The organism is Curtobacterium sp. NPDC090223, from assembly GCF_044746585.1.
In the GTDB taxonomy this organism is placed as follows: domain Bacteria; phylum Actinomycetota; class Actinomycetes; order Actinomycetales; family Microbacteriaceae; genus Curtobacterium.
On record NZ_JBIVCN010000004.1, the window covers coordinates 178,836 to 199,957 of the forward strand.

The following is a 21,122-nucleotide window of genomic DNA, read 5'->3' on the forward strand; positions in this document are numbered from 1 at the left end:
CGCTCACGCCGGGGCGAGCTCCGTCGGTGTCGGTACCGGCCGCTCCATCAGGCGCCACGACCCCCCGAGCAGCGGCGCCAGGGTCACCACGGTGTAGACCGCCGCGACGATGCCGAAGGTCACCGAGACCCCGATGCCGTCCGCCGCGACCCCGGCGAGCAGCCCGCCGAGCGGGATCCCCGCCCACGACCCGGCACCGAGCAGGCCGAACACCCTGGCCCGCATGTGCTCGGGGACGCGCTCGAGCTCCACGGCCCCGAGGATCGGGTTGAGCGCCCCGGCGGCGAGCCCGGACACGGCCGCGGCGCCGAGCACCCACGGCAGCCCGAGTCCGAGCGCCGGCGCGACGAGCGAGGGCCCGCCGGCGAGCACGAAGCACACCACGAACGTGATCCGCCGCGGGACCCGGTGCGCCACGTACCCGAACACGAGCGACCCCAGGAAGGCCGCGCCGCCGAACGTCCCGGTCATGAAGCCCAACGCCTGGGCGCCGCCGAGTCGTTCGTCCGCGTACAACGGCAGCAGCGTGGTCGACCGTGCCGCGTCGAGCAGGTTCGTCACGAGCACCAGCGCGATGATCAGCCGGAAGAACGGGTCCCGCGCACAGAACCGGAAGCCCTCCGCGATGTCCCGCCAGTACCCGCGAGACGGCGGTCCCGGTTCGGCGGCAGCACCCGCGGGCACGGCGGCCGGGCGGACGAAGAGCGCGGTCAACAGTGCCGCACCGCCGAACGCGAGCGCCGTGCACGCCAGCGCCGGCATCGGCCCGAGGACCGCGACGAGCACCCCGCCGACGGGTGCACCGATGAGCACCGACAGGCGCGCGGACGCCTCGAAGTGCCCGACGGCACGCTCGAGCGAGACCCCCGCCTCGGTCGCGAGCCCCGGCAGCAGCACCCGCCGCGCGGACTCGCCCGGCATGTCGAACAAGCCGCTGACGAAGACGAGCGCGAGCAGCGCCCAGAACGGCAGCCCGACGGTCCAGGCCAGCACCGGCATCGCGAGCAGCGTCACGCCGCTGACGAGGTCCGAGCCGATGCTCGACCGGACGAACCCGACCCGCTCGACCAGCGCGCCGCCGAGCGGACCCCCGAAGACGATCGGCACGGTCGCCATGAACGCCGCGATCCCGACGTCGGTGGCGGACCCGCCGCGCGCCAGGACCGCGAACGGCACGCTCACCGTCGTGACCACGTTGCCGATGCGCGAGGCGACCTGGACGGCGAGCAGCGCGCGGAGCCGCCCGCGCGGGCTCAGATGCGCGGCCACCGGTACGCCTGCTGGAGCACGACGACCTGCTCGGACCCGTCGCCCTCGACGTGCTCGGCCCCGACCGCACGCCACCGCTCGACGACCGCGCGCATCTCGGCGCCGAGCTGGGCGAGTTCCGCCGCCGTCAGCCGGATCACGCGGTCGGAGCTCGTCGCCGCCGCGACCCAGTCCCGACCGAAGGTGGCCGCGCGGTCGACGTACGCCTCGAAGTTGGCCGCGTAGGTGCGGGCCACGGCGCGGTCGAGTGCACTGGCGGCCAGCGCCCGCTCCGGGTCGTCGAGCGCGTCCTCCAGGCGCCACGACGACGACGCGTGCGCGGCTTGCCACCAGCGTTCGCGACGGTCGGCCCCTGGCACGTCCGCTGGCTCGATGAACCCCGCGCCGGCGAGCTTGCCGCAGTGGTAGCTGATCGTGCCGGGGGCCTCGTCGATGAGTTCGCCGAGCATCGCCGCCGTCTGCGGCCCGTCGGCGCGGAGGAGCCCGAGGATCCGCAGTCGCGTCGGGTGTGCGAGCGCGCGCATCTGGCCCGGGTCGTCGATCCGTCCGTCGTCCATGCCCTCACAATAGATCCACAAGAGTCGTTGCGCAACGTTCCTTGTGGATCGAGCTGCGCGGTACCGTCTCGACATGAGCAGGTGGATCGCGCTGCTGCGCGGCGTCAACGTGAACGGCATCACGATCCGGTCCGCCGACCTCCGTGCGCTCTTCGACGAGCACGGGTTCACGGACGTCCGCACGGTGCTGGCCTCCGGCAACGTCGTCTTCGGCAGCGGATCCGCCCGCGAGACGCTCAAGACCGAGGTGGAGCAGGCACTGCGGGAGCGGTTCGGGTACGACGCCTGGATCGTGCTGGTCCCGCACGACACGCTCGCCGCCGTCGTCGACGGGTTCCCGTTCGACTCTGCTCCGGACCGGCACGACTACGTGCTGTTCGGCTCCGACCACGCGGCGCTCGACGACCTGCTCACCGACCTCGACCTCGACCCGTCGGTCGAACGGGTCGCGCGCGGCGAGGGCGTCGTGTACTGGTCGTGCCCGAAGGGGTCGAGCACCGACACCGCGTTCGCCAAGCGTGCCGGAGCCGCCCGGTTCAAGCGCACGACGACGACGCGGAACGTGAACACGCTCCGGAAGCTGCTCTAGTACCGGCGGCCGACCGCCCCGGCCGACCGCGCCTGGCCGACCGGGTGCGCTCCCGCACAACCGAAACCGGGCCGAACCACGGACGTCCGTGGTGCGAGCCGGTTTCCGTTGTGCGGCGCCGATCCGCGCCGCGGACGCGCAGTCGCGCGCCGGCGTGCGCGCTGGCCTGCGCCGGCGCGCACCGCCGCGCGCGCTACGCCGTCGTGTCGTCGGGCTCGAGCTCCCGCTCGAGCGAGATCGTCGGGATCGACGCCGTGATCACGGAGCCATCGGCACGGAGCGTGCCCTGGATGTCGCTCGTCGTCGGTGCGTGCCCCGACATGCGCGGCCCGTGGTGCGGGATCGGCACGATCGTCGGCTCGCCGGCCTCGATGTCGTAGGGCTGGTTGTGCACCCACGCCGTGAAGCCCGAACCCGTCTCGACGGTGAACGTCATCTGCTCCTGCTCGAGGTCGACACGCACCCGTGAGCCGCGCACCGTCAGCCGGTAGGACAGCCGCTCCCACTCCTTCGGCAGGCGCGGGTTGAACGACATCTTGCCGCCGTGGTCGCGCATGCCGCCGAAGCCGTTGACCAGGGCACCCCAGATCCCGCCGGTGGACGCGACGTGCACGCCGTCGGTGGTGTTGCCGTGCAGGTCGGCGAGGTCGACGTACAGCGCCGTGTTGAAGTACTGCTCGGCGAGCTCGTGGTACCCGACCTCGGCCGCCATGATCGACTGGACGACCGCGGAGAGCGTCGAGTCCCCGGTCGTGAGTGCGTCGTAGTAGTCGAAGTCGCGGCGCTTCTCTGCCGGGGTGAACTCGTGCCCCTGCAGGAAGAGCGCGAGCACGACGTCCGCCTGCTTGAGCACCTGAAAGCGGTAGATGACCAGCGGGTGGTAGTGCAGCAGCAGCGGGCGCTTGGACTCCGGCGTGTTCTCCAGGTCCCAGAGCTCCTTGTCGAGGAACTGGGCGTCCTGCGGGTGGATCCCACGGTGCGGGTCGAAGGGGATCTCCATCGACTCCGCCGCACGCTCCCAGTCCACGACCTCGGTCTCGCTGAGACCGGTCCGGCGGACCATCCGGGCGTACTCCTCCGGGTCGTCCACCGCGAGCTCACGCGTGGCGTTGACCGCGAACCACAGGTTCGCCCGCGCCATCACGTTCGTGTACATGTTGTCGTCGACGACCGTCGTGTACTCGTCCGGGCCGGTGACGCCGTCGATGTGGAACTTCTGGTCGCCGTTCGACCGCCAGAAGCCGAGGTCCTCCCACAGGCGGGCGGTCTCGACCAGGATGTCGATCGCCCCGCGCTTCAGGAACTCCGTGTCCCCGGAGGCCCGCACGTACTGCATGAGGGCGTGCGCGATGTCCGCGTCGATGTGGTACTGCGCGGTGCCGGCGGCGTAGTAGGCGCTCGACTCCTCGCCGTTGATCGTCCGCCAGGGGAACAGGGCGCCGTGCTGGTTCAGCTCACGGGCACGCGCCCGCGCCGCGTCGAGCATGTTGTAGCGGAACCGCAGGGCGTTCCGCGCGACGATCGGCGCCGTGTAGCTCAGGAACGGCAGGACGTAGATCTCCATGTCCCAGAAGTAGTGGCCGCCGTAGCCCGACCCCGTGACGCCCTTCGCGGCGATGCCGTGTCCGTCGGTGCGGGCCGTGGCCTGCGCGAGCATGAACAGGTTCCAGCGCACTGCCTGCTGGATCTCCGGCTGCCCGGCGACCTCGACGTCGCTGCGGGCCCAGTAGTCGTCCATCCACGTGCGCTGCTTCGCGAACGTCTCCTCGACCGTCTCGGCACGCGCTCGGTCGAGCGTGCGGTCGCAGCGGTCCGCGAGCTCCCGCGCCGGCACCCCACGGGACGTGTGGTAGACGACGTTCTTGGTCAGGCGGATCGGGCGACCGGCCTTCGCCTGCACCCGGTAGACGTGCTTCGCGAGGTCGTCCTCGATGGAGGAGGACTCGTCCCACGTGTTGTCGGTCTCGATGCGGTGCTCGACGCCGACGCAGATCGTCATGCCCGAGGTCGCCGCCTGGTACCCGAGCAGGGACCGGCTGCCGGAGTTCCGCTTCAGCCGCGGCTCGAGCACCCGTTCGGTGAACGCCTCGGCCTTGCGCGGGTCGAACGCGTTCGCGGCGGCCCGCATGCCGGCGTGGTACTCGTCGACGACGTCCTGACGGTTGAGGATCTGGCTCGACAGCAGGATCGACGCGTCGTGGTCGAGCATCGTGACCTCGTAGTCGATGACGGCGAGGTGCCGGTCGGTGAACGAGACGAGCCGGCGTGAACGGATGAGCACGCGTTTGCCGGACGGCGTCGACCACTCGGTCTCCCGCAGCAGGTACCCGCCGCGGAAGTCGAGCCGACGCGTGTGTCGCAGGATGTCCGCCTCGGCGAGCACGAGCGGCTCGTCGTCGACGTACAGCCGGATCACCTTGGCGTCGGGCGCGTTGATGATCGTCTGCCCGGTCTTGGCGAACCCGAAGGCGTCCTCGGCGTGGCGGATCGGCCAGGTCTCGTGGAAGCCGTTGATGTACGAGCCGTACTGCACGCCGCCGCGACCTTCGTCGAGGTTGCCGCGCAGGCCGAGGTAGCCGTTGCCGACCGCGAAGTTCGTCTCCGCGACGCCCTGCTGGTCGGGCGCGTACTCGGTCTCGACGAGTGCCCACTCGTCGACCGGGTACCGGACACGGTCGAGGGGGTCCGAGGTGATGGGGTTCATGAGGCTCCGTGGGAAGGGAGAGCGGTCAGGGACGGCCTGGAGGCACGGGTCGCGCCGGGCGGGTCGCCTACGTCGTGCGCGTGGCCGGCTTGGGCAGGTCCGCGACGAGGTCGGCGAGGTCGGTCACGACCACGTCCGCCCCGTTCGCGAGGAGGTCGTCGGCACCCGCGCCGCGGTCGACGCCGATGACGAGCCCGAAGCCGCCGTTCCGGCCGGCGGCCACGCCGCTCGTCGCGTCCTCGACGACGACGCACTCGGCCGCGGTGAGGCCGAAGCGGCTGGCGGCGTCGAGGTAGGTGTCCGGTGCGGGTTTGCCCGCGAGGCCGTCTGCACGGGCGACGAGGCCGTCGACGACGACGGGGAAGCGTTCCAGGATCCCCGCGGTGCGGAGGACCTGCGTCGCGTTGGCGGAGCTCGACACGACCGCGACCGACAGGCCGGCGTCCGTGGCGGCCGTGAGGAACCGCAGCGACCCCGGGTAGGGCTCGACGCCGTGCTCGGTCAGTTCGGCGGTGAACTCGGCGTTCTTCCGGTTGCCGAGTCCGCACACGGTGTCCTGGTCGGGTCCGTCGTCGGGCGTGCCCTGCGGCAGCTCGATGCCGCGCGACTCGAGCAGCGAGCGGACGCCGTCGTAGCGGGGCTTGCCGTCGATGTACGCGAAGTAGTCCTGCTCCGTGTACGGATCGACGCCGTGCGCGGCGAGGTACGGCGTGAACAGCCGGCTCCACGCGCGCATGTGCACGTCGGCGGTCGGCGTGAGGACCCCGTCGAGGTCGAAGAGGAGGGCACGGGCATCCGCGAGGCGCGCAGGGGCCCGCCGGTCAGACGACGTCATGGACACACCTTCCAGGGAGTGGTGTCGTACGAGTGCTCCGCCCGAGTCTAGGACCGCTCCAGGCACCACGTCGCACCCCGACCCACCCCTGTGGAAGGAGTTCACCGAGGGCGATCGGCCCGTCCGGGGCGCGTAGCGTCGTCCTCGTGCCCGAAGCGATACGAGTCCGTGCCGTCGCCGTCGTCCTGCGCGGAACCGAGGTGCTGGTCGTCCGCCGGCACCGCGACGGCCGCGCGTACGCCGTCCTGCCCGGCGGCGGAGTGGAAGCCGGCGAGACGCCGCAGCAGGCGTGCGTCCGGGAACTCCGCGAGGAGACCGGGCTGACGGGCGTGCCCGAGCAGCTCCTGCCCGTCGGTGTCGACCGCGACGCCCCGGCCGTGTACTTCCGCGTCCGCGTCGACGGCGGCGCCCCAGGGCTGCCGACCGACTCTCCGGAGGCGCAGCGCGCCACCGAGCGGAACCGCTACGAACCGGCCTGGGTGCCGGTCGCCGACCTCGACCGCATCGGGCTGGTCCCCGAGCGTGCCCGCACGGCCGTCGACCTCGCGCGGAGCGGACCGACGACGCGCAGCGGACCGACGACGCGCAGCGGACCGACGACCGGGCGTTCCGTCAGCTGAGCCCGCCGGACCGCAGTTCCTCGGTCCACCGCTCGATGGCGGCGCTGATCCGTTCCCGCGCAGCGGCGCGGGAGATCGTCGCCGTGCCGTCACCGGGCTGCGCGCCGTAGGCACCGAAGTCGGCGTGGTTCGAGCCCTGCACCTCGGTCATCGTCGCGTCGGCTGGCAGCAGGTGCCGCGCGGCGTCGATCTTCTCGGGCGTGGACAGCCCGTCGCGCGAGCCCGAGACGCTCAGCACGTCGAGACCGCTGTCGGACAGGTCGTTCGCGCAGTAGCTGCCGAGCAGCAGGAGTCCGGCGACCCCGGGGTCGTCCGCGAGCTGGCACGCCCGGACCCCGCCGAGCGAGTGCCCGCCGACCGCCCAGGCCCGGACGCCCGGGGCATGCGCCTCGAACGTCGAGAGCGGCCGGAGGTCGAAGAACGCCAGGTGCAGCGTCGGCTTCGTGATGACGACCGTCGTCCCGCTCGCGACCACCTGCCGGAACGTGGCCATGTACGCGTACGGGTCGACCTTCGCGCCGGGGACGAACACGACCCCGACGCCGTTCGCGGTCCCGGTCGGGGTCATCACGACCGAGTCGCCCGCGTCCCGTACGGCCACCCGGTCGTCCCGCCACACCTGCAGTGCTGCGGACCGGGTGCCCTGCATCACGATGTTCGCCCAGACCAGGAACACGACCACGACGACGAGCAGCACCGCCACGATCCAGGCGGTCCAGCGCAGTGCTCGGTTCATCGGGTCTCCTCCGGTCGTCGTGCGGTGACGGTCAGCCACCGCTCATCGGCTCCTGGTGCGGTCGTCTCGCGGACGGCGACACCGGTCCACCCCGTCGCGGACACGACCGACGCGAGCGCCTCCTCGGTCCAGTAGGTGAAGTGCCGCGGCCGGTCGAGCTTCCTCGTGCTCCAGTCCTCGCCGTCACCGCGCTTCACGGTCGCGGCGAGCACACCGCCGGGCAAGACGGCTACGAACGCACGCCGGAGCACGCCGGACAGTTCCTCCCGCCGGACGTGGAGCAGCACCGCGTTCGCGAACACGGCGTCGTACCCGCTGCCGAACACCCCGGTGCGGACGTCGAGCACCCGCGCGACGTGCCCGTCCTCACGCAGCCGTTCCACGAAGGACCTGGCCCCGTCGGTCCGGTCCACGCGGAAGCCGGCGGCTTCCAGGGCGAGTGCGTCGCGTCCGGGCCCGGAACCGAGCTCGAGGACGTGCGCCCCTGCGGTGACGAGACCGATCAGGTCGTCGACGAGTCCCGAACGCCCGCGCTCGGTCCGGTCCGCGTACAGTCCGGCGGCCTGCTCGTACGTGTCGAGCGTCCGGTCGGCGTCGAGGTCCCGGCGCATGACGACCTCGTGGCGGCCGTCCGGGAGCAGGTCGCCGGGTTCGTCCGTGGTCGTGAAGGCGTGTCGCTCGTACGTCCGGCGGGCGACGTCGTTGTCGGGCATCACCGCGAGCTCGAGCGCGGTCGCCCCGGTGGCTGCGGCCCAGCGGGCGATCGCATCGATGAGCAGCCCGGCGACCCCGCGACCGCGAGCGGACGGGTCCACCCACATCGAGATCAGCTCGGCGCGGTCGCCGTCCCCCGGTGTCCCGCTCGCCATCCCGACCGCACGATCGCCGTCGAACGCGAGCAGGTCGAGGGCTCCCGGGATCGCGAGCCGGGTGCGCCACTGTTCTTCCGGCGCGTCGACCCAGTCGCGCAGCCGCGACCCGAACGCGTCGGGGGCGTCGGCGAGCGCCGCCAGCCGCACCGGCCGCCACACCCGCCAGTCGTCGGCGGTCAGGGCACGGAGCTCGATCGTCACGCCCCGACGCTACCGCCCGGACTCCGGACACGTCGGTCCCCCGGTCGCCGGTCGCAGCGTTCGCGCCCCGGGACGCACATCGCGCCCCGTGGTGACGGGGCGCGATGTGCACAGCGGGGCGCGAACGGGATCAGGACGCGACGGTCTCCGCGATGGCAGCGCGGATCTCGGCGGCGGCAGCCCCGACGTCGGACGCGCTGTAGATCGCGCTGCCGGCGACGGCGATCGTCGCACCGGCCGCCTGGACGTCGGCGACCGTGGCTGCCGAGACGCCACCGGCGACGGAGAACGGCACGCCGGAGGCCTTGCCCGCGTCGAGGAGCGTGGAGAACGTGAAGCCGTCCTCGGCCTGCTCGTCGAGTCCGGCGTGCATCTCGACGAACTCGGCGCCGAGGGCGATGACCTCGCGGGCACGCGCGGCCTTGTCGGCGACACCGATGAGGTCGACGACGACGCCCTTGCCGTGCTTCTTCGCGGCCGTCACCGCGCCGGCGATCGTGCTGTCACCGGCGACGCCGAGCACGGTGACCAGGTCGGCACCCGCGGCGAAGGCGATGTCGGCCTCGAGCTCGCCGGCGTCCATCGTCTTGAGGTCGGCGAACACGGTCTTGTCCGGGTGTGCTTCCTTGATCGCGGTGATCGCGGAGAGCCCGGCGCTCTTGATGAGCGGGGTGCCGAGCTCGAGGACGTCGACGTGCGGGGCTGCCGCGGCGGCGAGTTCGAGGGCGGCTTCGGTGGTGAGGGTGTCCATGGCGAACTGGAGCTGCATGGGAGTGCCTTTCATTCGAGGTTGGCGTGTCGGGGCCAGAGGTCGTCGGCGGACTGTCCGCCGCGGGCCCAGAGGGTGTGGAAGAGTGCGTCGCCGAGCAGCGCGACCGCCTGCTCGAACAGGCTGCCGGCGTACTGCGCGGAGGCCGCGCCGGAGCGGTCGGTCTTCGTCGCGGCGGGGAGCACGACGGTGACCGCCGCGACGGCGGACAGCGGGGAGTCGGAGGTCGTGGAGATCGCGACGACCGATGCGCCGACGTCCTCGGCGGTCGTCGCCGCGGCCACGATGCCGGCGGTGGTGCCGGAGCCGCTCGCGACGACGAGCACGTCACCGGAGCGGATCGCGGGTGTCGTGACCTCGCCGACCACGTGCACGTCGAGCCCGAGGTGCATCAGGCGCATCGCGGTCATCCGGAGCGCGAGCCCGGAGCGGCCGGCGCCGTGCACGAAGACGCGGTCGGCGCGCTCGATCAGGTCGACGGCGCGGTCGGCGGCGTCGTCGTGCACGCTCGCCACGAGGGTCTGGATCTCGTCCACGACCAGGGCGAGCGACCGGGAGACGGAGGGTGCCTGCATGACCACGAGCCTGACGCGGACCGGCGCGGCCCGCCGCTACCCGCGACGGCGGGTGTCCCACCCGATCGGGTGGCCCCGTCCACTCGGGTGGGACAGGTAGGTTCAGGACCCATGGACGGTGCAGTGGACGACGGCCTGGAGGCCCGGGTCGGTTCCGCCAGTCGGCTCGCCGCGACGGAGCACGCCAGGACCGTGGCGGACCAGGCCGACCGGCACGCGCTGACGCTGGAGTCGGTGCTCGCGGTGCTCCGCTCGCCGCGCGTCGGCGACGCCGCAGCCCGCGCCGAGGCCGTCGAGATCGCGTCGGCCGCCCTCGTCGAACTCCGGACCGTGACGGACCGGCAGCGGAGCACGCTCCTCGAACCGGTCACGGGGGCGTTCTCACGGCTCCGGGCCGACCTGCGCCCGCTCGTCCGGTTCGGCGACCTGGACGTGCAGTTCGTCGAGCCCCCGGCGACCGGACGTGCGCTCCCGGGCGACGTCGCACACGCCGCACGTGCGATCGTCCGGACCGCGGTCCTGGCGCTCGTGGACGCCGGCGACGCCCACCGGGTGCGGATCCAGTGGGACTGCGACGGACGGAACCTGCTCATGCAGCTCCGCGACGACGGTGCCGGCACGCTCGACGCGCACGACGACGCCGTGCGGCCCATCGCCGAGCGGGTGGTCGCGCTCGACGGTCGCATGGCGGTCGAGTCGACGCCGGCGTGGGGGTCCGTGCTGGACATCTCGCTGCCCCTCGACCCCGTCCCCGGTGCGGTCGACCTGCCCGACGACGCCGACCTGACCCCGCGCGAGCAGGACGTCCTGCGGCTCGTCGCGACCGGGGTCGGCAACCGGGAGATCGCCGACGGGCTCGGCATCACCGTGAACACCGTGAAGTACCACGTGGCGAACCTGCTCCGGAAGCGCGGTGCCCGGACCCGTGCGGAACTCGCCGCACTCGGGTCGCGGCCGGTCACGGGCTGAAGCGGTACCCCATCCCGGACTCGGTGACGATGTACCGCGGGCTCGACGGGTCCGGCTCGAGCTTCCGGCGGAGCTGCGCGACGTAGAGCCTGAGGTACCCGGAGTCGTTGCCGTGCGACGGTCCCCAGACCTCGGTGAGGAGCATCTCCCGCGTCATCAGCCGGTCCGGGTTCGCGACCAGCACCTCGAGCAGCCGCCACTCGGTCGGGGTCAGGCGGATGGCCGGACCGTCGCTCGGCAGGACCTGCTTGGCCACGAGGTCCACGACGAGGTCGCCGATCCGGACCGTCGGCGCGGCGTCCGCGGCCACGGCTGCCGCCGCCTGGCGTCGCCCGAGCGCCCGGAGCCGCGCGAGGAGCTCGTCCATCTGGAACGGCTTCGTCACGTAGTCGTCGGCCCCGGCGTCCAGCGCGTCGACCTTGTCGGACGAGTCGGTCCGGCCGGACAGCACCAGCACCGGGACCTGCGACCACGCGCGGATGCCCTCGAGGACACCGATGCCGTCGAGCCGTGGCATGCCCAGGTCGAGCATCACCAGGTCCGGGCGTTCGGTGATGACGGCGTCGATCGCGGCACGGCCGTCCCGCGCCGTGACGACCTGGTACCCGCGGGCGGACAGCGTCACCTCGAGGGCACGGACCAGCTGCGGGTCGTCGTCGGCGATCAGGATCCTCATCGTGTCTGCACCCCGACGTGTCCGGCGATCGGCAGCCGCACGACCATGGTGAGTCCGCCTCCGGGGGTGTCGTCGGCTTCGATGCTGCCGCCCATCCCCTCGGTGAAGCCGCGCGCCAGCGCGAGCCCGAGCCCGAGCCCGGTGTCGTTGTCGGTGTCGCCGAGCCGCTGGAACGGCTGGAACACGTCGTCCCGCTGCGCCTCCGGGATGCCCGGCCCGTGGTCGACGACCCGCAGCTCGACCGCGCCGTCGAACGCGCTCGCCGCGACCCGCACGCTCGTCCCGGACGGGGTGAACCGCACCGCGTTCGCGAGCAGGTTCACGAGGACGCGCTGCAGCAGCACCGGGTCGGCGAGCACCTGCGGGAGTTCGGCGGGCAGGTCCAGGTCGACGTCGTCCGGCCCGAGCTCCAGCTCGTCGAGTGCCGGCGCGACCACGGTCTCGACCGGGATGGCGACGGGGGTGGACGCGACCACCCCCGCCTGCACACGACTGACGTCGAGCAGGTCGCCCAGCAGCACCGCGAGACGACCGAGGCTCTCGTCGGCGGTCGCGAGCAGGGCCTCCCGGTCGGTCTCGGACAGGGCGATGTCGCTGGCACGGAGAGTCTGCACGGCCGCCGAGGCGGCCGCGATCGGCCGCCGGACGTCGTGGCCGACGGCCGCGAGGATCGCGCTCCGCACCCGGTCCGCCGCGGCGATCCGCTCCGCGTCGACCGCGGCACGCGTCAGGTCGCGGTGCTCGACCGCAGCGTCGATCTGCTGCTCGACGACCCGCAGCAACCGGCGCTGGGTCGGGTCGTCCGGTGCGCCGGCGAACTCCAGGACGGCGCCGGAAGGGAGGCTCGTGGTGGCGTCCGGCGTGTCGCCGAACGTGCCGGACGTGGCCGGCACCAGGTCCCCCTGCCGGACGCGCAGACCGGTGAAGCCGAACGCCTCGCGCGTGCGGTCGACGAGTGCCTGCAGCGCGTCGTCGCCGCGGAGCACGCTGCCCGCGATCCCGACCAGCAGCCCCGACTCGGCGGCTGCGCGCCGGGCGGCACGGGACCGACGGGCCGAGCGGTCCACGACGAAGCTCACGAGCACCGCGCTGATGACGTACATGACGAGGGCGACCAGGTGCCAGGGCTGCTGGACGGTGACCCGGTGCAGGGGCTGCACGAAGAAGAAGTCGAGGCTCAGCCCGGACAGCACCGCCGCGAAGACCGCTGGCCACATCCCGCCGACGAGTGCGACGACCAGGACGAGGAGCTGGTAGGCGAGGACGTCCACCGTGATGGCGTCCGGGGTGTCGCCGATCGAGAGCAGCAGCGTGAGCAGGGGCCCGGCGACGAGGGCGAGGACGAACGCGGCGACGATCCGGCCCCGGGACAGACTGCCGCCGAGCCGGGGCAGGGCGAACCCGCCGCCGGCCCGCTCGTGCGTGACGACGTGCACGTCGATGTCGCCGGACTCGCGGACGACGGTGTTGCCGATGCCCGGGCCGGTCAGCGCGGCGGCCGCGCGGCTGCGGCGGCTCACACCGACGACGATCTGCGTCGCGTCGATCGAGCGGGCGAACCGCACGAGCGTGCTCGGCACGTCGTCGCCGACCACCTGGTGGTACGTGCCGCCGAGCTGCTCGAGCAGCGCCCGCTGCGCGCCGAGCGCACCCGGGTGCCGTTCGCGGAGCCCGTCGTTCGTCGTGACGTGCACCGCTGCGAGCTCGCCGCCGGACGACCGCGCCGCGATCCGGGCGCCACGGCGCAGGAGCGTCTCCCCCTCCGGGCCGCCGGTGAGTGCCACGAGGACGCGCTCGCGGGCCTCCCACCGGTGCTCGATGCCGTGCTCGGCGCGGTAGCGCTTCAGGGCGTCGTCGACCTCGTCGGCGAGCCAGAGCAGGGCGATCTCGCGGAGGGCCGTGAGGTTGCCGAGGCGGAAGTAGTTCGACAGCGCGGCGTCGATCCGGGCCGCCGGGTACACGAGCCCGTCGGACAGCCGCTCGCGGAGGGCCTGCGGTGACAGGTCGACGACCTCGATCTGGTCGGCCCCGCGGACCACGGCGTCGGGCACGGTCTCGCGCTGGACCGTGCCGGTGATCTCGCGGACGACGTCGCCGAGGGACTGCATGTGCTGGATGTTCACCGTCGAGATGACGTCGATGCCCGCGTCGAGCAGTGCCTCGACGTCCTGCCAGCGCTTCTCGTTCGGGCCGCCGGGGGCGTTCGTGTGGGCGAGCTCGTCGACCAGGGCGACCTCGGGCGCCCGCTCCAGGACGGCGTCGAGGTCCAGGTCGTCGAGCTCGACCCCGCGGTGGGTCTCGATGCGCCGGGGCACGGTCTCGAGACCGTCCACGAGTGCTGCGGTCGCCGCCCTGCCGTGGGTCTCGACGACGGCGACGACCACGTCGCGGCCCTCGTCGCGGAGGCGGCGCCCCTCTTCGAGCATGGTGAAGGTCTTCCCGACGCCGGGCGCGGCACCGAGCAGCACCCGCAGCTTCCCTCGCTTCACGCGCTCATCCTCTCGCTGTTCGGTGGGTCCTGCGGCGCGGCGCCGCGCGCGTGGCGCGGCGGTTCGCGCGTGGCGCGGCGGCGCCGATCGGCGCCGCACAACCGATTCCCGTCCGAACCACGGTCGTCCGTGGTTCGGACGAGTTCCGGTGGTGCGACGCCGAACCGCACCACGCCCGGTTCGGCGTCGTGGCGGATTGCTCCGGCGCCCGGTCGGTCAGCCGGCGTTCGCCAGCGCCAGGTTCAGCTCGAGCACGTTCACCGCCGGAGCGCCGAGGACGCCGAGCTCCCGGCCCTCCGTGTGCTCGTCGACGAGCTTCCGCACGACGGACTCGCTCAGCCTGCGGGCTTCCGCGACCCGCGCGATCTGGAGTTGCGCGTACGCCGGGCTGATGTCCGGGTCGAGGCCGGAGCCCGAGGCCGTCACCGCGTCCGCGGGCACGTCGGCAGCCGAGACCCCGTCGGCCTTCGCGACCGCGGCCTTCCGCTCCTCGACGGCCTTCGTCAGGTCGGGGTTCGACGGGCCGAGGTTCGACCCGGACGAGGCGTTCGCGTCGTAGCCGTCCTCGCCCGCGGCGGACGGACGCGACTGGAACCACCGGTCCGCCTGCTTGCCGGCGAAGGACTGGCCGATGAGCGAGGAGCCGACGCGCTCGCCGTCCTGGGACACGATCGAGCCGTTCGCCTGGTCGTGGAACGCCGCCTGGCCGACCCCCCAGACGGCGACCGGGTACGCGACGCCGAGGACGACCGTCGCCAGCAGGGTGAGCCGGACCGCGACGCCGGTGCTGCGGAGGAAGGAACGAGAGCTGGTTGCCATGAGTCAGAACCCCGGGATGAGACCGACGACGAGGTCGATCAGTTTGATGCCGATGAAGGGGACGATCACGCCGCCGAGCCCGTAGACGAGCAGGTTGCGGCCGAGGATCGACGACGCCGAGGCTGCGCGGTACTTGACGCCACGCAGGGACAGCGGGATGAGCGCCACGATGACGAGCGCGTTGAACACGACGGCCGACAGGATCGCGGACGACGGGCTGTGCAGGCCCATGATGTTGAGTGCCGCCAGACCGGGGAACGCCAACTGGAACATCGCGGGGATGATCGCGAAGTACTTCGCGACGTCGTTGGCGATCGAGAACGTGGTGAGCGCCCCGCGGGTGATGAGCAGCTGCTTCCCGATCCGGACGACGTCGATGAGCTTGGTCGGGTCGGAGTCCAGGTCGACCATGTTGCCGGCCTCCTTCGCCGCGGTCGTCCCGGTGTTCATCGCGACGCCGACGTCCGCCTGCGCCAGGGCCGGGGCGTCGTTCGTGCCGTCGCCCGTCATCGCGACGAGGTTCCCGCCCTCCTGCTCCCGGCGGATGAGCGCGAGCTTGTCCTCCGGGGTGGCCTCGGCGAGGAAGTCGTCCACACCGGCCTCGGCGGCGATCGCCTTCGCGGTGCGCGGGTTGTCGCCGGTGATCATCACCGTGCGGATGCCCATGCTGCGGAGCTCGTCGAACCGCTCGGAGAGCCCGTCCTTGACGACGTCCTTGAGGTGGACGACGCCGAGCAGCGCGACCTGGCCCGACGGGGCACGACGGGCGACGACGAGCGGCGTCCCGCCCTGGTCGGAGATCTCGGCGACGGTGGCGTCGATCGCCGCGACCACACCGGCATCGGGGGTTCCAGCCCAGCTGAGCACTGCCGCAGCGGCGCCCTTCCGGACCTGCGAGCCGTCGGCCAGGTCGACGCCGGACATCCGGGTGTTCGCGGTGAACGGCACCTCGACGGCACCGGCCGGCAGGCCCGTGGTCACCCCGTCGGCGACCGCCAGGTCGACGATGGAGCGCCCCTCGGGGGTCCCGTCGGCTGCGCTCGACAGTGCCGCGGCGGCCATCAGGTCGGCCTGCGTCACCCCGGGCACGGGCACCACGCGGGAGGCCCGACGGTTGCCGTAGGTGATCGTCCCGGTCTTGTCGAGGAGCAGCGTCGTGATGTCGCCGGCTGCCTCGACCGCACGTCCGGACATCGCGAGCACGTTCCGCTGCACGAGCCGGTCCATCCCGGCGATGCCGATGGCCGACAGCAGCGCGCCGATGGTGGTCGGGATCAGGCAGACGAGCAGCGCGATGAGCACCGTGATGCTGACCGTCGCGCCGACCATGCCGGCGATCGGCTGCATGGTCAGGCACACGATCACGAACACGATCGACAGCGACGCGAGCAGGATGTTCAGCGCGATCTCGTTCGGCGTCTTCTGCCGGGCGGCGCCCTCGACCAGGCGGATCATCCGGTCGATGAAGGTCTCACCCGGTGTCGAGGTGATGCGCACCACGATCCGGTCGGAGAGCACGCGGGTTCCGCCCGTGACGGCGCTGCGGTCGCCGCCGGACTCGCGGATGACCGGAGCGGACTCACCGGTGACGGCGGACTCGTCGACCGAGGCGATGCCGTCGATGACGTCACCGTCGCCCGGCACCACCTCGCCGGCGACGACGACCACGACGTCCCCCTTCGCGAGGTCGACGGACGCGATGTCCTCGGTGGCGTTGGTGGCCGCGGACGGGTCCGCGGCGGCGTACCCGAGGACGCGGCGAGCGCTGGTGGTCGACCGGGTCTTCCGGAGTGTGTCCGCCTGGGCCTTGCCCCGCCCTTCGGCGACGGACTCCGCCAGGTTGGCGAAGACGACCGTCAGCCACAGCCAGATGGCGATCGCGATGGTGAACGCCGACGGGTCGACGAACGCGGCGGCCGTGGTGAGGGCTGCGCCCACCTCCACCAGGAACATGACCGGGTTCCGCCACATCAGTCGCGGATCGAGTTTCCGGAGGGCGCCCGGGAGGCCCGCCACCAGTTGACGGGGTCCGAAGGCGGACGAGCGGGTGGTCGGCTCCACCGCGGTGTGCGGTTCCGACTCGGAGGTCACGGTTGTCATGACAGTCCTTCTGCGAGGGGGCCCAGTGCGAGCACCGGGAAGTAGGTGAGTGCGGTGACGATGACGGCGACGGCGGCGAGCAGCCCGACGAACAGCGGCCGGTGCGTCGGCAGCGTTCCGGCGGTCGCCGGGACGCGGTCCTGCGCGGCGAGCGACCCGGCGAGCGCCAGCACGAAGGCGATCGGCACGAACCGGCCGAGCAGCATCGCGACGCCGAGCGCGGTGTTCATCCACGTCGTGTTCGCCGTGAGGCCACCGAACGCCGAGCCGTTGTTGTTGCCGGCGCTCGTGAACGCGTAGAGCAGTTCGGACAGGCCGTGGTTGCCGGGGTTGAACACCGAGGTGCCGAGGACCTGCTCCCGGACGCCGGGGATCGCCAGTGACAGCGCCGTGCCGAGCAGCACGACCGTGGGCGTCACGAGGATGTAGAGCGCCGCGAAGGTCATCTCGCGCGACCGGATCTTCTTGCCGAGGTACTCCGGCGTCCGGCCGACGAGCAGTCCGCCGATGAAGACCGTGATCACGGCGAGGACGAGCATGCCGTAGAGGCCGGACCCGACGCCGCCGGGCGTGACCTCGCCGAGCATCATGTTCAGCAGCGCCATCATCCCGCCGATCGGCGTGAAGCTGTCGAACATCCCGTTCACCGCACCGGTCGACGTGGCGGTGGACGTGGTGCCGAAGAGGGTGGTGCCGAGGACCCCGAAGCGGACCTCCTTGCCCTCCATCGCGGCCCCGGCGGCGTGCGTGGCCGCCCCGCCACCGGCGAGCTCGGCGATCGACATCGCCGCCAGGGAGACGAGGAAGACCACCCCCATCACGGCGAGGATCGCGTACCCCTGCCGACGGTCGCCCACCATCCGGCCGAAGGTGCGCGGCAGTGAGAACGGGATCGCGAGCATCAGGAAGACCTCGACGAGGTTCGTCCACGCCGACGGGTTCTCGAACGGGTGGGCCGAGTTCGCGTTGAAGTACCCGCCGCCGTTCGTGCCGAGGAGCTTGATCGCCTCCTGCGAGGCGACGAAGCCGTCCGGGATGTGCTGCGTCCCGCCGGTGAGCGTGGTCACGTCGGTGCCGCTCCCCCACGACTGGATGACACCGCCGGCGACGAGCACGATCGCGAACACGAAGGACAGCGGCAGGAGGAGCCGGCCCGTGCCCCGGACGACGTCGACCCAGACGTTGCCGATCGTCGACGAGCGTCGCCGGGCGAACCCGCGGACGAGTGCGACGGCGACCGCGAGCCCGACCGCAGCCGACAGGAAGTTCTGCACCGCGAGCCCGGCCAGCTGCACCGAGTACCCGACCGTGACCTCGGGCGAGTAGGACTGCCAGTTCGTGTTCGCCACGAACGACGCCGCCGTGTTGAACGCGAGCGACCAGCCGACGTTCGGCAACCCGAGGTCCCCGGGCAGCACGGTCTGGATGCGCTGCAGGAGGAACACGACCACGAGCCCGGCCGAACTGAACAGCAGCACGCCGCGGAGGTACGCGCCGGACGACTGCTCCGCGTCGGGGTCGACGCCGATCACCCGGTAGACGACCCGCTCGACGCGGCCGTGGTGGGTGGAGGAGAACACGCGCGCCATCCAGTCACCGAGCGGACGGTGCACGACGACGAGCAGCAGGACGAGGACCGCGACCTGGGCGATGCCGGCCCAGGTCGCCGCGGCCCCCATCAGAACCGCTCCGGGCGCACGAGCGCCCAGACGAGGTAGACGACCGCGGCGACGCCGAGGACGGCGGCTGCGATGGTGATGCCGAGCACGTGGACTCCTGGAGGTTCTTCGGGTCCGCGACGAGATGCCGTGGACGGCACCGTTCCTGGTGCCGGATCCGATCCTGGATCCGGCACCGGGCCTCCGGACCGCTCCTAACGCGCTCCTAACGCCCCGCTCCGCGACGCATGCGCGCCCCTAACACCGCTTGCCCCGCCTGGCATCATGTGATATGTTTCCGGTAATCGTTCCTGCCAAGGCTCAAGCCAGCGCTTCCTCAAATCGGTGGGACTTCTTCACCCCGCGCCGTCCCGGCGCGGGGTGCCTCTTTCTCCGCTCACGTTCGTTTCCTGCGCTGTAGTTGCTGCCGGCTCGCCCGAGATCGTTCGATCTCGACGCCTCGGAGCACTCTTGCCGCACTCAGTCGCCCTCTCGGCCTACCGCTCGGCCCAGTTCCGCCGCGCACTCTCAGAACACGACCACGAGGTGACCGAGGCATCGCTCATCCGAGTCAGAGAGTTCGACAGCTGCCTCCGCAGCCTCCTGCTGACACAGGTCGAGCGCATCGAGCTTGCCCTTCGAGGACGCGTCGACGCTTCCGCCTCAGCCGAGTTCGGCCAGCGATGGCATCTCGACCCAGCGGCCTTCCGACGCGGCACGGTGCTCGACGCCTTGCGCCAGCAGTACGCGGCAGCTCTGGACCGCAGCTACGACCCCGCCGTCCGCGCGATCTGGAGACGACGGAGGCTCGACCAGATCTCGTTCGGGATGTTGTCCGAAGAACTGAGCTTCGGGACACTCTCCCGCGTGACCGGAGCCCTCGACGCCGGATCGAGGAATGCCGTCGCCGCCTCGTTCAGGCTGCCTCCGTCCACCCTCAGGGGAACCATGCAGCACGTCGCGCACGTCCGGAACTGCTGCGCTCACCACACGCGGGTCTGGGGCCGTCAGTTCGGCGTCCCGACACCGCAGTATCGATCGCCGGATGACCTCGTTGCCCGTCTCGACGGCAGCCCCCTACGGAGCCCCTACCGATCGATCGTGGTCATCTGCCACCTGGCAGACACCGTCGATGCGAACAGGTCCGCCTCGCGGAGCTTCGCTCGGCTCCTGCGATGCCACCCCGACCTGCTCTCCGGCATCGGCGGTCCAGCTACGAGTCGATGACCGACGCCCGCAACCGGTCCGCCACCACGGCACAGGCATCGCGCAGCGCCGGTGGCTCGAGGACCTCGAACGACGCATCGAACCCCGCGATCCGTGCGGCGAGCGCCGTCCACGACCACGACCCGATGGTGAGCCGACACCGGTCCGGTCCGAGCTCGTCGAGCACCGCGCCGGCGTCGAGGTACGGCGCGATGGTCCGCGCCGCGACTCGCAGCTCGACGGTCCCGGTGCACGGCCAGGCGTCCCGGACGTCCGAGCCCTTGAACCGTGCGGCGACGAACGCCGCCGGATCCCCGCCGGGTACCTCGCGCGGCGTGAAGCGGAGACCCGTCGGCGTCCGCGGACGCATCCGGTCGACGCGGTAGGTGCGCCAGTCGTCCCGCTCGTCGTCCCACGCGAGCAGGTACCACCGCCCGTTCCGGGCGACGACGGCGTGCGGCTCGACACGACGAGGAGGCCGCTCGTCCCGCGCGTCACCGGCCCAGGCAGCATCGAGGTCGAAGCGGAGCACCTGCCGGGTCCGCACGGCGTCGCTGACGGCGACGAGCACCTCGGGATCGACCGTCGTCGTCCCCGGTGTCGCGACCACGTCCACCGCGTCGATGCGGTGCCGCAGCCGTGCGGGCATCACCTGCCGGACCGCAGCCAGCGCCCGCGCCGCGGACTCGGCGATGTCGGCACCCGACGCCGGGGCGACCGCCAGCGCCAGGGCGATCGCGACCGCCTGCTCGTCGTCGAAGAGCAGCGGCGGGAGCTCGGAGCCGGCGGAGAGCCGGTAGCCGCCGGCCGGGCCCTTGAGCGCCTCGACGCGGTAGTCGAGCTCACGGAGCCGGTCCACGTCACGACGGACGGTTCGGGGGCTGACCTCGAGGCGCTCGGCGAGGACGTCACCCGGCCAGTCGCGACGGACCTGCAGCAGGGAGAGGAGCGCGAGCATGCGCGAGGAGGGTCCGGACACGGATCCAGTATCCGTGGAGAAGCGGACACGATCTGACCGCTACCGTCGACAGACTCGTCCCCATGACGATCACGACGACTCCGCACCTCAACTTCGACGGCAACGCCCGGGAGGCCCTCGACTTCTACGCGAAGGCCCTCGGCACCGAGCCCGCGGCCATGACCTACGGCGCGATGGGCGCCACCGACGACCCCGCCTGGGCGGACCGCATCGTGTGGGGCCAGGTCGAGACGACCAGCGGCATCCGCGTGATGGCCTTCGACGTCTGGCCCGGACAGCCCTACGACCAGGGCACGAACGCGTTCTACGTGTACCTGAGCGGCACCGACGCCGACGAGATCACCGCCGCGTGGGAGGGACTCTCCGACGGCGCCGAGATCCGGCAGCCGTTCGGACCCGCCGCGTGGTCACCGCTCGCCGGGCAGCTGCGCGACAGGTTCGGCGTGGTCTGGGCCCTCGACGTGACCCCGGAGTCCACCGACCACTGACCACCGACCCG

Annotated in this window: 20 protein-coding genes; 5 read left to right on the forward strand and 15 right to left on the reverse strand. The window is 72.2% G+C overall.

Annotated features, from left to right (window positions below; all coding sequences use genetic code 11):
• Nucleotides 1-3: 3 nt before the first annotated feature.
• Together ACIPJY_RS10865 and ACIPJY_RS10870 are read right to left on the reverse strand one after the other, a co-directional pair.
• Entirely contained in the window at nucleotides 4-1,269 is a 1,266-nt protein-coding gene (locus ACIPJY_RS10865; RefSeq protein ID WP_400464761.1) for an MFS transporter, read from the reverse strand.
• The gene (locus ACIPJY_RS10870) at nucleotides 1,254-1,826 is read right to left on the reverse strand and encodes an ArsR/SmtB family transcription factor (protein ID WP_400464758.1); all 573 of its coding nucleotides are present in this window, start codon (nucleotides 1,824-1,826) and stop codon (nucleotides 1,254-1,256) included. Before ACIPJY_RS10870 ends, ACIPJY_RS10865 begins: the two co-directional genes overlap by 16 nt.
• Nucleotides 1,827-1,899: 73 nt before the next feature.
• On the opposite strand from ACIPJY_RS10870, the gene ACIPJY_RS10875 reads away from it, so the two are divergent.
• Nucleotides 1,900-2,415, forward strand: a complete 516-nt coding sequence (locus tag ACIPJY_RS10875) for a DUF1697 domain-containing protein (RefSeq protein ID WP_400464755.1) — start codon at nucleotides 1,900-1,902, stop codon at nucleotides 2,413-2,415.
• Nucleotides 2,416-2,608: 193 nt separating this feature from the next.
• Here ACIPJY_RS10875 and ACIPJY_RS10880 read toward each other — a convergent pair whose 3' ends face one another.
• Nucleotides 2,609-5,119 carry a glycoside hydrolase family 65 protein gene (locus tag ACIPJY_RS10880; RefSeq protein ID WP_400464752.1) on the reverse strand — a complete coding sequence of 837 codons (2,511 nt, stop codon included), beginning with the start codon at nucleotides 5,117-5,119 and terminating at the stop codon, nucleotides 2,609-2,611.
• Nucleotides 5,120-5,186: 67 nt separating this feature from the next.
• Nucleotides 5,187-5,954: an HAD family hydrolase gene (locus ACIPJY_RS10885; protein ID WP_400464749.1), complete on the reverse strand. Its 768-nt coding sequence runs from the start codon at nucleotides 5,952-5,954 to the stop codon at nucleotides 5,187-5,189.
• A 146-nt stretch (nucleotides 5,955-6,100) separates the two neighbouring features.
• Between ACIPJY_RS10885 and ACIPJY_RS10890 the strand changes: the two genes are divergently transcribed.
• Complete coding sequence (locus ACIPJY_RS10890) at nucleotides 6,101-6,574, forward strand: NUDIX domain-containing protein (protein WP_400464747.1); 474 nt, start codon at nucleotides 6,101-6,103, stop codon at nucleotides 6,572-6,574.
• On the opposite strand, the gene ACIPJY_RS10895 is transcribed toward ACIPJY_RS10890, so the two are convergent.
• The 4 genes from ACIPJY_RS10895 to hxlB form a co-directional block, all read right to left on the reverse strand.
• Nucleotides 6,567-7,310: an alpha/beta hydrolase gene (locus ACIPJY_RS10895; protein WP_400464744.1), complete on the reverse strand. Its 744-nt coding sequence runs from the start codon at nucleotides 7,308-7,310 to the stop codon at nucleotides 6,567-6,569. The two genes, ACIPJY_RS10890 and ACIPJY_RS10895, sit on opposite strands and share 8 nt — an antisense overlap.
• On the reverse strand, nucleotides 7,307-8,383 hold the full coding sequence (locus ACIPJY_RS10900) for a GNAT family N-acetyltransferase (RefSeq protein ID WP_400464741.1): 1,077 nt from the start codon (nucleotides 8,381-8,383) through the stop codon (nucleotides 7,307-7,309). The genes ACIPJY_RS10895 and ACIPJY_RS10900 overlap by 4 nt, the downstream gene beginning before the upstream one ends.
• A 130-nt stretch (nucleotides 8,384-8,513) precedes the next feature.
• Nucleotides 8,514-9,152: a 3-hexulose-6-phosphate synthase gene (gene hxlA / locus ACIPJY_RS10905; protein ID WP_400464739.1), complete on the reverse strand. Its 639-nt coding sequence runs from the start codon at nucleotides 9,150-9,152 to the stop codon at nucleotides 8,514-8,516.
• A gap of 11 nt (nucleotides 9,153-9,163) precedes the next feature.
• The gene (gene hxlB, locus ACIPJY_RS10910; protein ID WP_400464736.1) at nucleotides 9,164-9,727 is read right to left on the reverse strand and encodes a 6-phospho-3-hexuloisomerase; all 564 of its coding nucleotides are present in this window, start codon (nucleotides 9,725-9,727) and stop codon (nucleotides 9,164-9,166) included.
• A gap of 111 nt (nucleotides 9,728-9,838) precedes the next feature.
• Between hxlB and ACIPJY_RS10915 the strand changes: the two genes are divergently transcribed.
• Complete coding sequence (locus ACIPJY_RS10915) at nucleotides 9,839-10,696, forward strand: LuxR C-terminal-related transcriptional regulator (protein WP_400464733.1); 858 nt, start codon at nucleotides 9,839-9,841, stop codon at nucleotides 10,694-10,696.
• Here the strand turns inward: ACIPJY_RS10915 and ACIPJY_RS10920 are convergent.
• The 6 genes from ACIPJY_RS10920 to kdpF all read right to left on the reverse strand — a co-directional run bounded on the left by ACIPJY_RS10920 (nucleotide 10,686) and on the right by kdpF (nucleotide 18,548).
• Nucleotides 10,686-11,372 (reverse strand): response regulator, encoded by a 687-nt coding sequence (locus ACIPJY_RS10920; protein ID WP_400464730.1) that lies wholly within the window; start codon nucleotides 11,370-11,372, stop codon nucleotides 10,686-10,688. The two genes, ACIPJY_RS10915 and ACIPJY_RS10920, sit on opposite strands and share 11 nt — an antisense overlap.
• Nucleotides 11,369-13,861, reverse strand: coding sequence for an ATP-binding protein (locus ACIPJY_RS10925; RefSeq protein WP_400464727.1), 2,493 nt, complete (start codon nucleotides 13,859-13,861; stop codon nucleotides 11,369-11,371). The genes ACIPJY_RS10920 and ACIPJY_RS10925 overlap by 4 nt, the downstream gene beginning before the upstream one ends.
• Before the next feature lie 216 nt (nucleotides 13,862-14,077).
• Complete coding sequence (gene kdpC, locus ACIPJY_RS10930; RefSeq protein ID WP_400464724.1) at nucleotides 14,078-14,680, reverse strand: potassium-transporting ATPase subunit KdpC; 603 nt, start codon at nucleotides 14,678-14,680, stop codon at nucleotides 14,078-14,080.
• A gap of 3 nt (nucleotides 14,681-14,683) precedes the next feature.
• Nucleotides 14,684-16,780 (reverse strand): potassium-transporting ATPase subunit KdpB, encoded by a 2,097-nt coding sequence (kdpB, locus tag ACIPJY_RS10935; RefSeq protein WP_400464721.1) that lies wholly within the window; start codon nucleotides 16,778-16,780, stop codon nucleotides 14,684-14,686.
• A complete protein-coding gene (gene kdpA / locus ACIPJY_RS10940; RefSeq protein WP_400464718.1) occupies nucleotides 16,777-18,459 on the reverse strand; it encodes a potassium-transporting ATPase subunit KdpA in 1,683 nt (560 codons plus the stop codon). The genes kdpB and kdpA overlap by 4 nt, the downstream gene beginning before the upstream one ends.
• Nucleotides 18,459-18,548 (reverse strand): K(+)-transporting ATPase subunit F, encoded by a 90-nt coding sequence (gene kdpF, locus ACIPJY_RS10945; RefSeq protein WP_123654910.1) that lies wholly within the window; start codon nucleotides 18,546-18,548, stop codon nucleotides 18,459-18,461. Before kdpF ends, kdpA begins: the two co-directional genes overlap by 1 nt.
• A 271-nt stretch (nucleotides 18,549-18,819) precedes the next feature.
• Here kdpF and ACIPJY_RS10950 point away from each other — a divergent pair, with 271 nt between their 5' ends.
• Nucleotides 18,820-19,665 (forward strand): Abi family protein, encoded by an 846-nt coding sequence (locus tag ACIPJY_RS10950; protein ID WP_400468186.1) that lies wholly within the window; start codon nucleotides 18,820-18,822, stop codon nucleotides 19,663-19,665.
• Here ACIPJY_RS10950 and ACIPJY_RS10955 read toward each other — a convergent pair.
• Nucleotides 19,652-20,623: a helix-turn-helix transcriptional regulator gene (locus tag ACIPJY_RS10955; protein ID WP_400464711.1), complete on the reverse strand. Its 972-nt coding sequence runs from the start codon at nucleotides 20,621-20,623 to the stop codon at nucleotides 19,652-19,654. The two genes, ACIPJY_RS10950 and ACIPJY_RS10955, sit on opposite strands and share 14 nt — an antisense overlap.
• A 62-nt stretch (nucleotides 20,624-20,685) precedes the next feature.
• Here ACIPJY_RS10955 and ACIPJY_RS10960 point away from each other — a divergent pair, with 62 nt between their 5' ends.
• The gene (locus ACIPJY_RS10960; protein ID WP_400464709.1) at nucleotides 20,686-21,111 is read left to right on the forward strand and encodes a VOC family protein; all 426 of its coding nucleotides are present in this window, start codon (nucleotides 20,686-20,688) and stop codon (nucleotides 21,109-21,111) included.
• Nucleotides 21,112-21,122 lie beyond the last annotated feature (11 nt).

What these genes read in the sequence shown, in the direction of transcription:
- ACIPJY_RS10895 (WP_400464744.1), bottom strand. Translation starts at nt 7,310, where the DNA reads ATGAACCGAGCACTGCGCTGGACCGCCTGGATCGTGGCGGTGCTGCTC.
- kdpB (WP_400464721.1), bottom strand. Translation starts at nt 16,780, where the DNA reads ATGACAACCGTGACCTCCGAGTCGGAACCGCACACCGCGGTGGAGCCG.
- ACIPJY_RS10880 (WP_400464752.1), bottom strand. Translation starts at nt 5,119, where the DNA reads ATGAACCCCATCACCTCGGACCCCCTCGACCGTGTCCGGTACCCGGTC.
- ACIPJY_RS10885 (WP_400464749.1), bottom strand. Translation starts at nt 5,954, where the DNA reads ATGACGTCGTCTGACCGGCGGGCCCCTGCGCGCCTCGCGGATGCCCGT.
- kdpC (WP_400464724.1), bottom strand. Translation starts at nt 14,680, where the DNA reads ATGGCAACCAGCTCTCGTTCCTTCCTCCGCAGCACCGGCGTCGCGGTC.
- hxlB (WP_400464736.1), bottom strand. Translation starts at nt 9,727, where the DNA reads ATGCAGGCACCCTCCGTCTCCCGGTCGCTCGCCCTGGTCGTGGACGAG.
- ACIPJY_RS10915 (WP_400464733.1), top strand. Translation starts at nt 9,839, where the DNA reads ATGGACGGTGCAGTGGACGACGGCCTGGAGGCCCGGGTCGGTTCCGCC.
- ACIPJY_RS10870 (WP_400464758.1), bottom strand. Translation starts at nt 1,826, where the DNA reads ATGGACGACGGACGGATCGACGACCCGGGCCAGATGCGCGCGCTCGCA.
- kdpA (WP_400464718.1), bottom strand. Translation starts at nt 18,459, where the DNA reads ATGGGGGCCGCGGCGACCTGGGCCGGCATCGCCCAGGTCGCGGTCCTC.
- ACIPJY_RS10960 (WP_400464709.1), top strand. Translation starts at nt 20,686, where the DNA reads ATGACGATCACGACGACTCCGCACCTCAACTTCGACGGCAACGCCCGG.
- ACIPJY_RS10875 (WP_400464755.1), top strand. Translation starts at nt 1,900, where the DNA reads ATGAGCAGGTGGATCGCGCTGCTGCGCGGCGTCAACGTGAACGGCATC.
- hxlA (WP_400464739.1), bottom strand. Translation starts at nt 9,152, where the DNA reads ATGCAGCTCCAGTTCGCCATGGACACCCTCACCACCGAAGCCGCCCTC.
- ACIPJY_RS10920 (WP_400464730.1), bottom strand. Translation starts at nt 11,372, where the DNA reads ATGAGGATCCTGATCGCCGACGACGACCCGCAGCTGGTCCGTGCCCTC.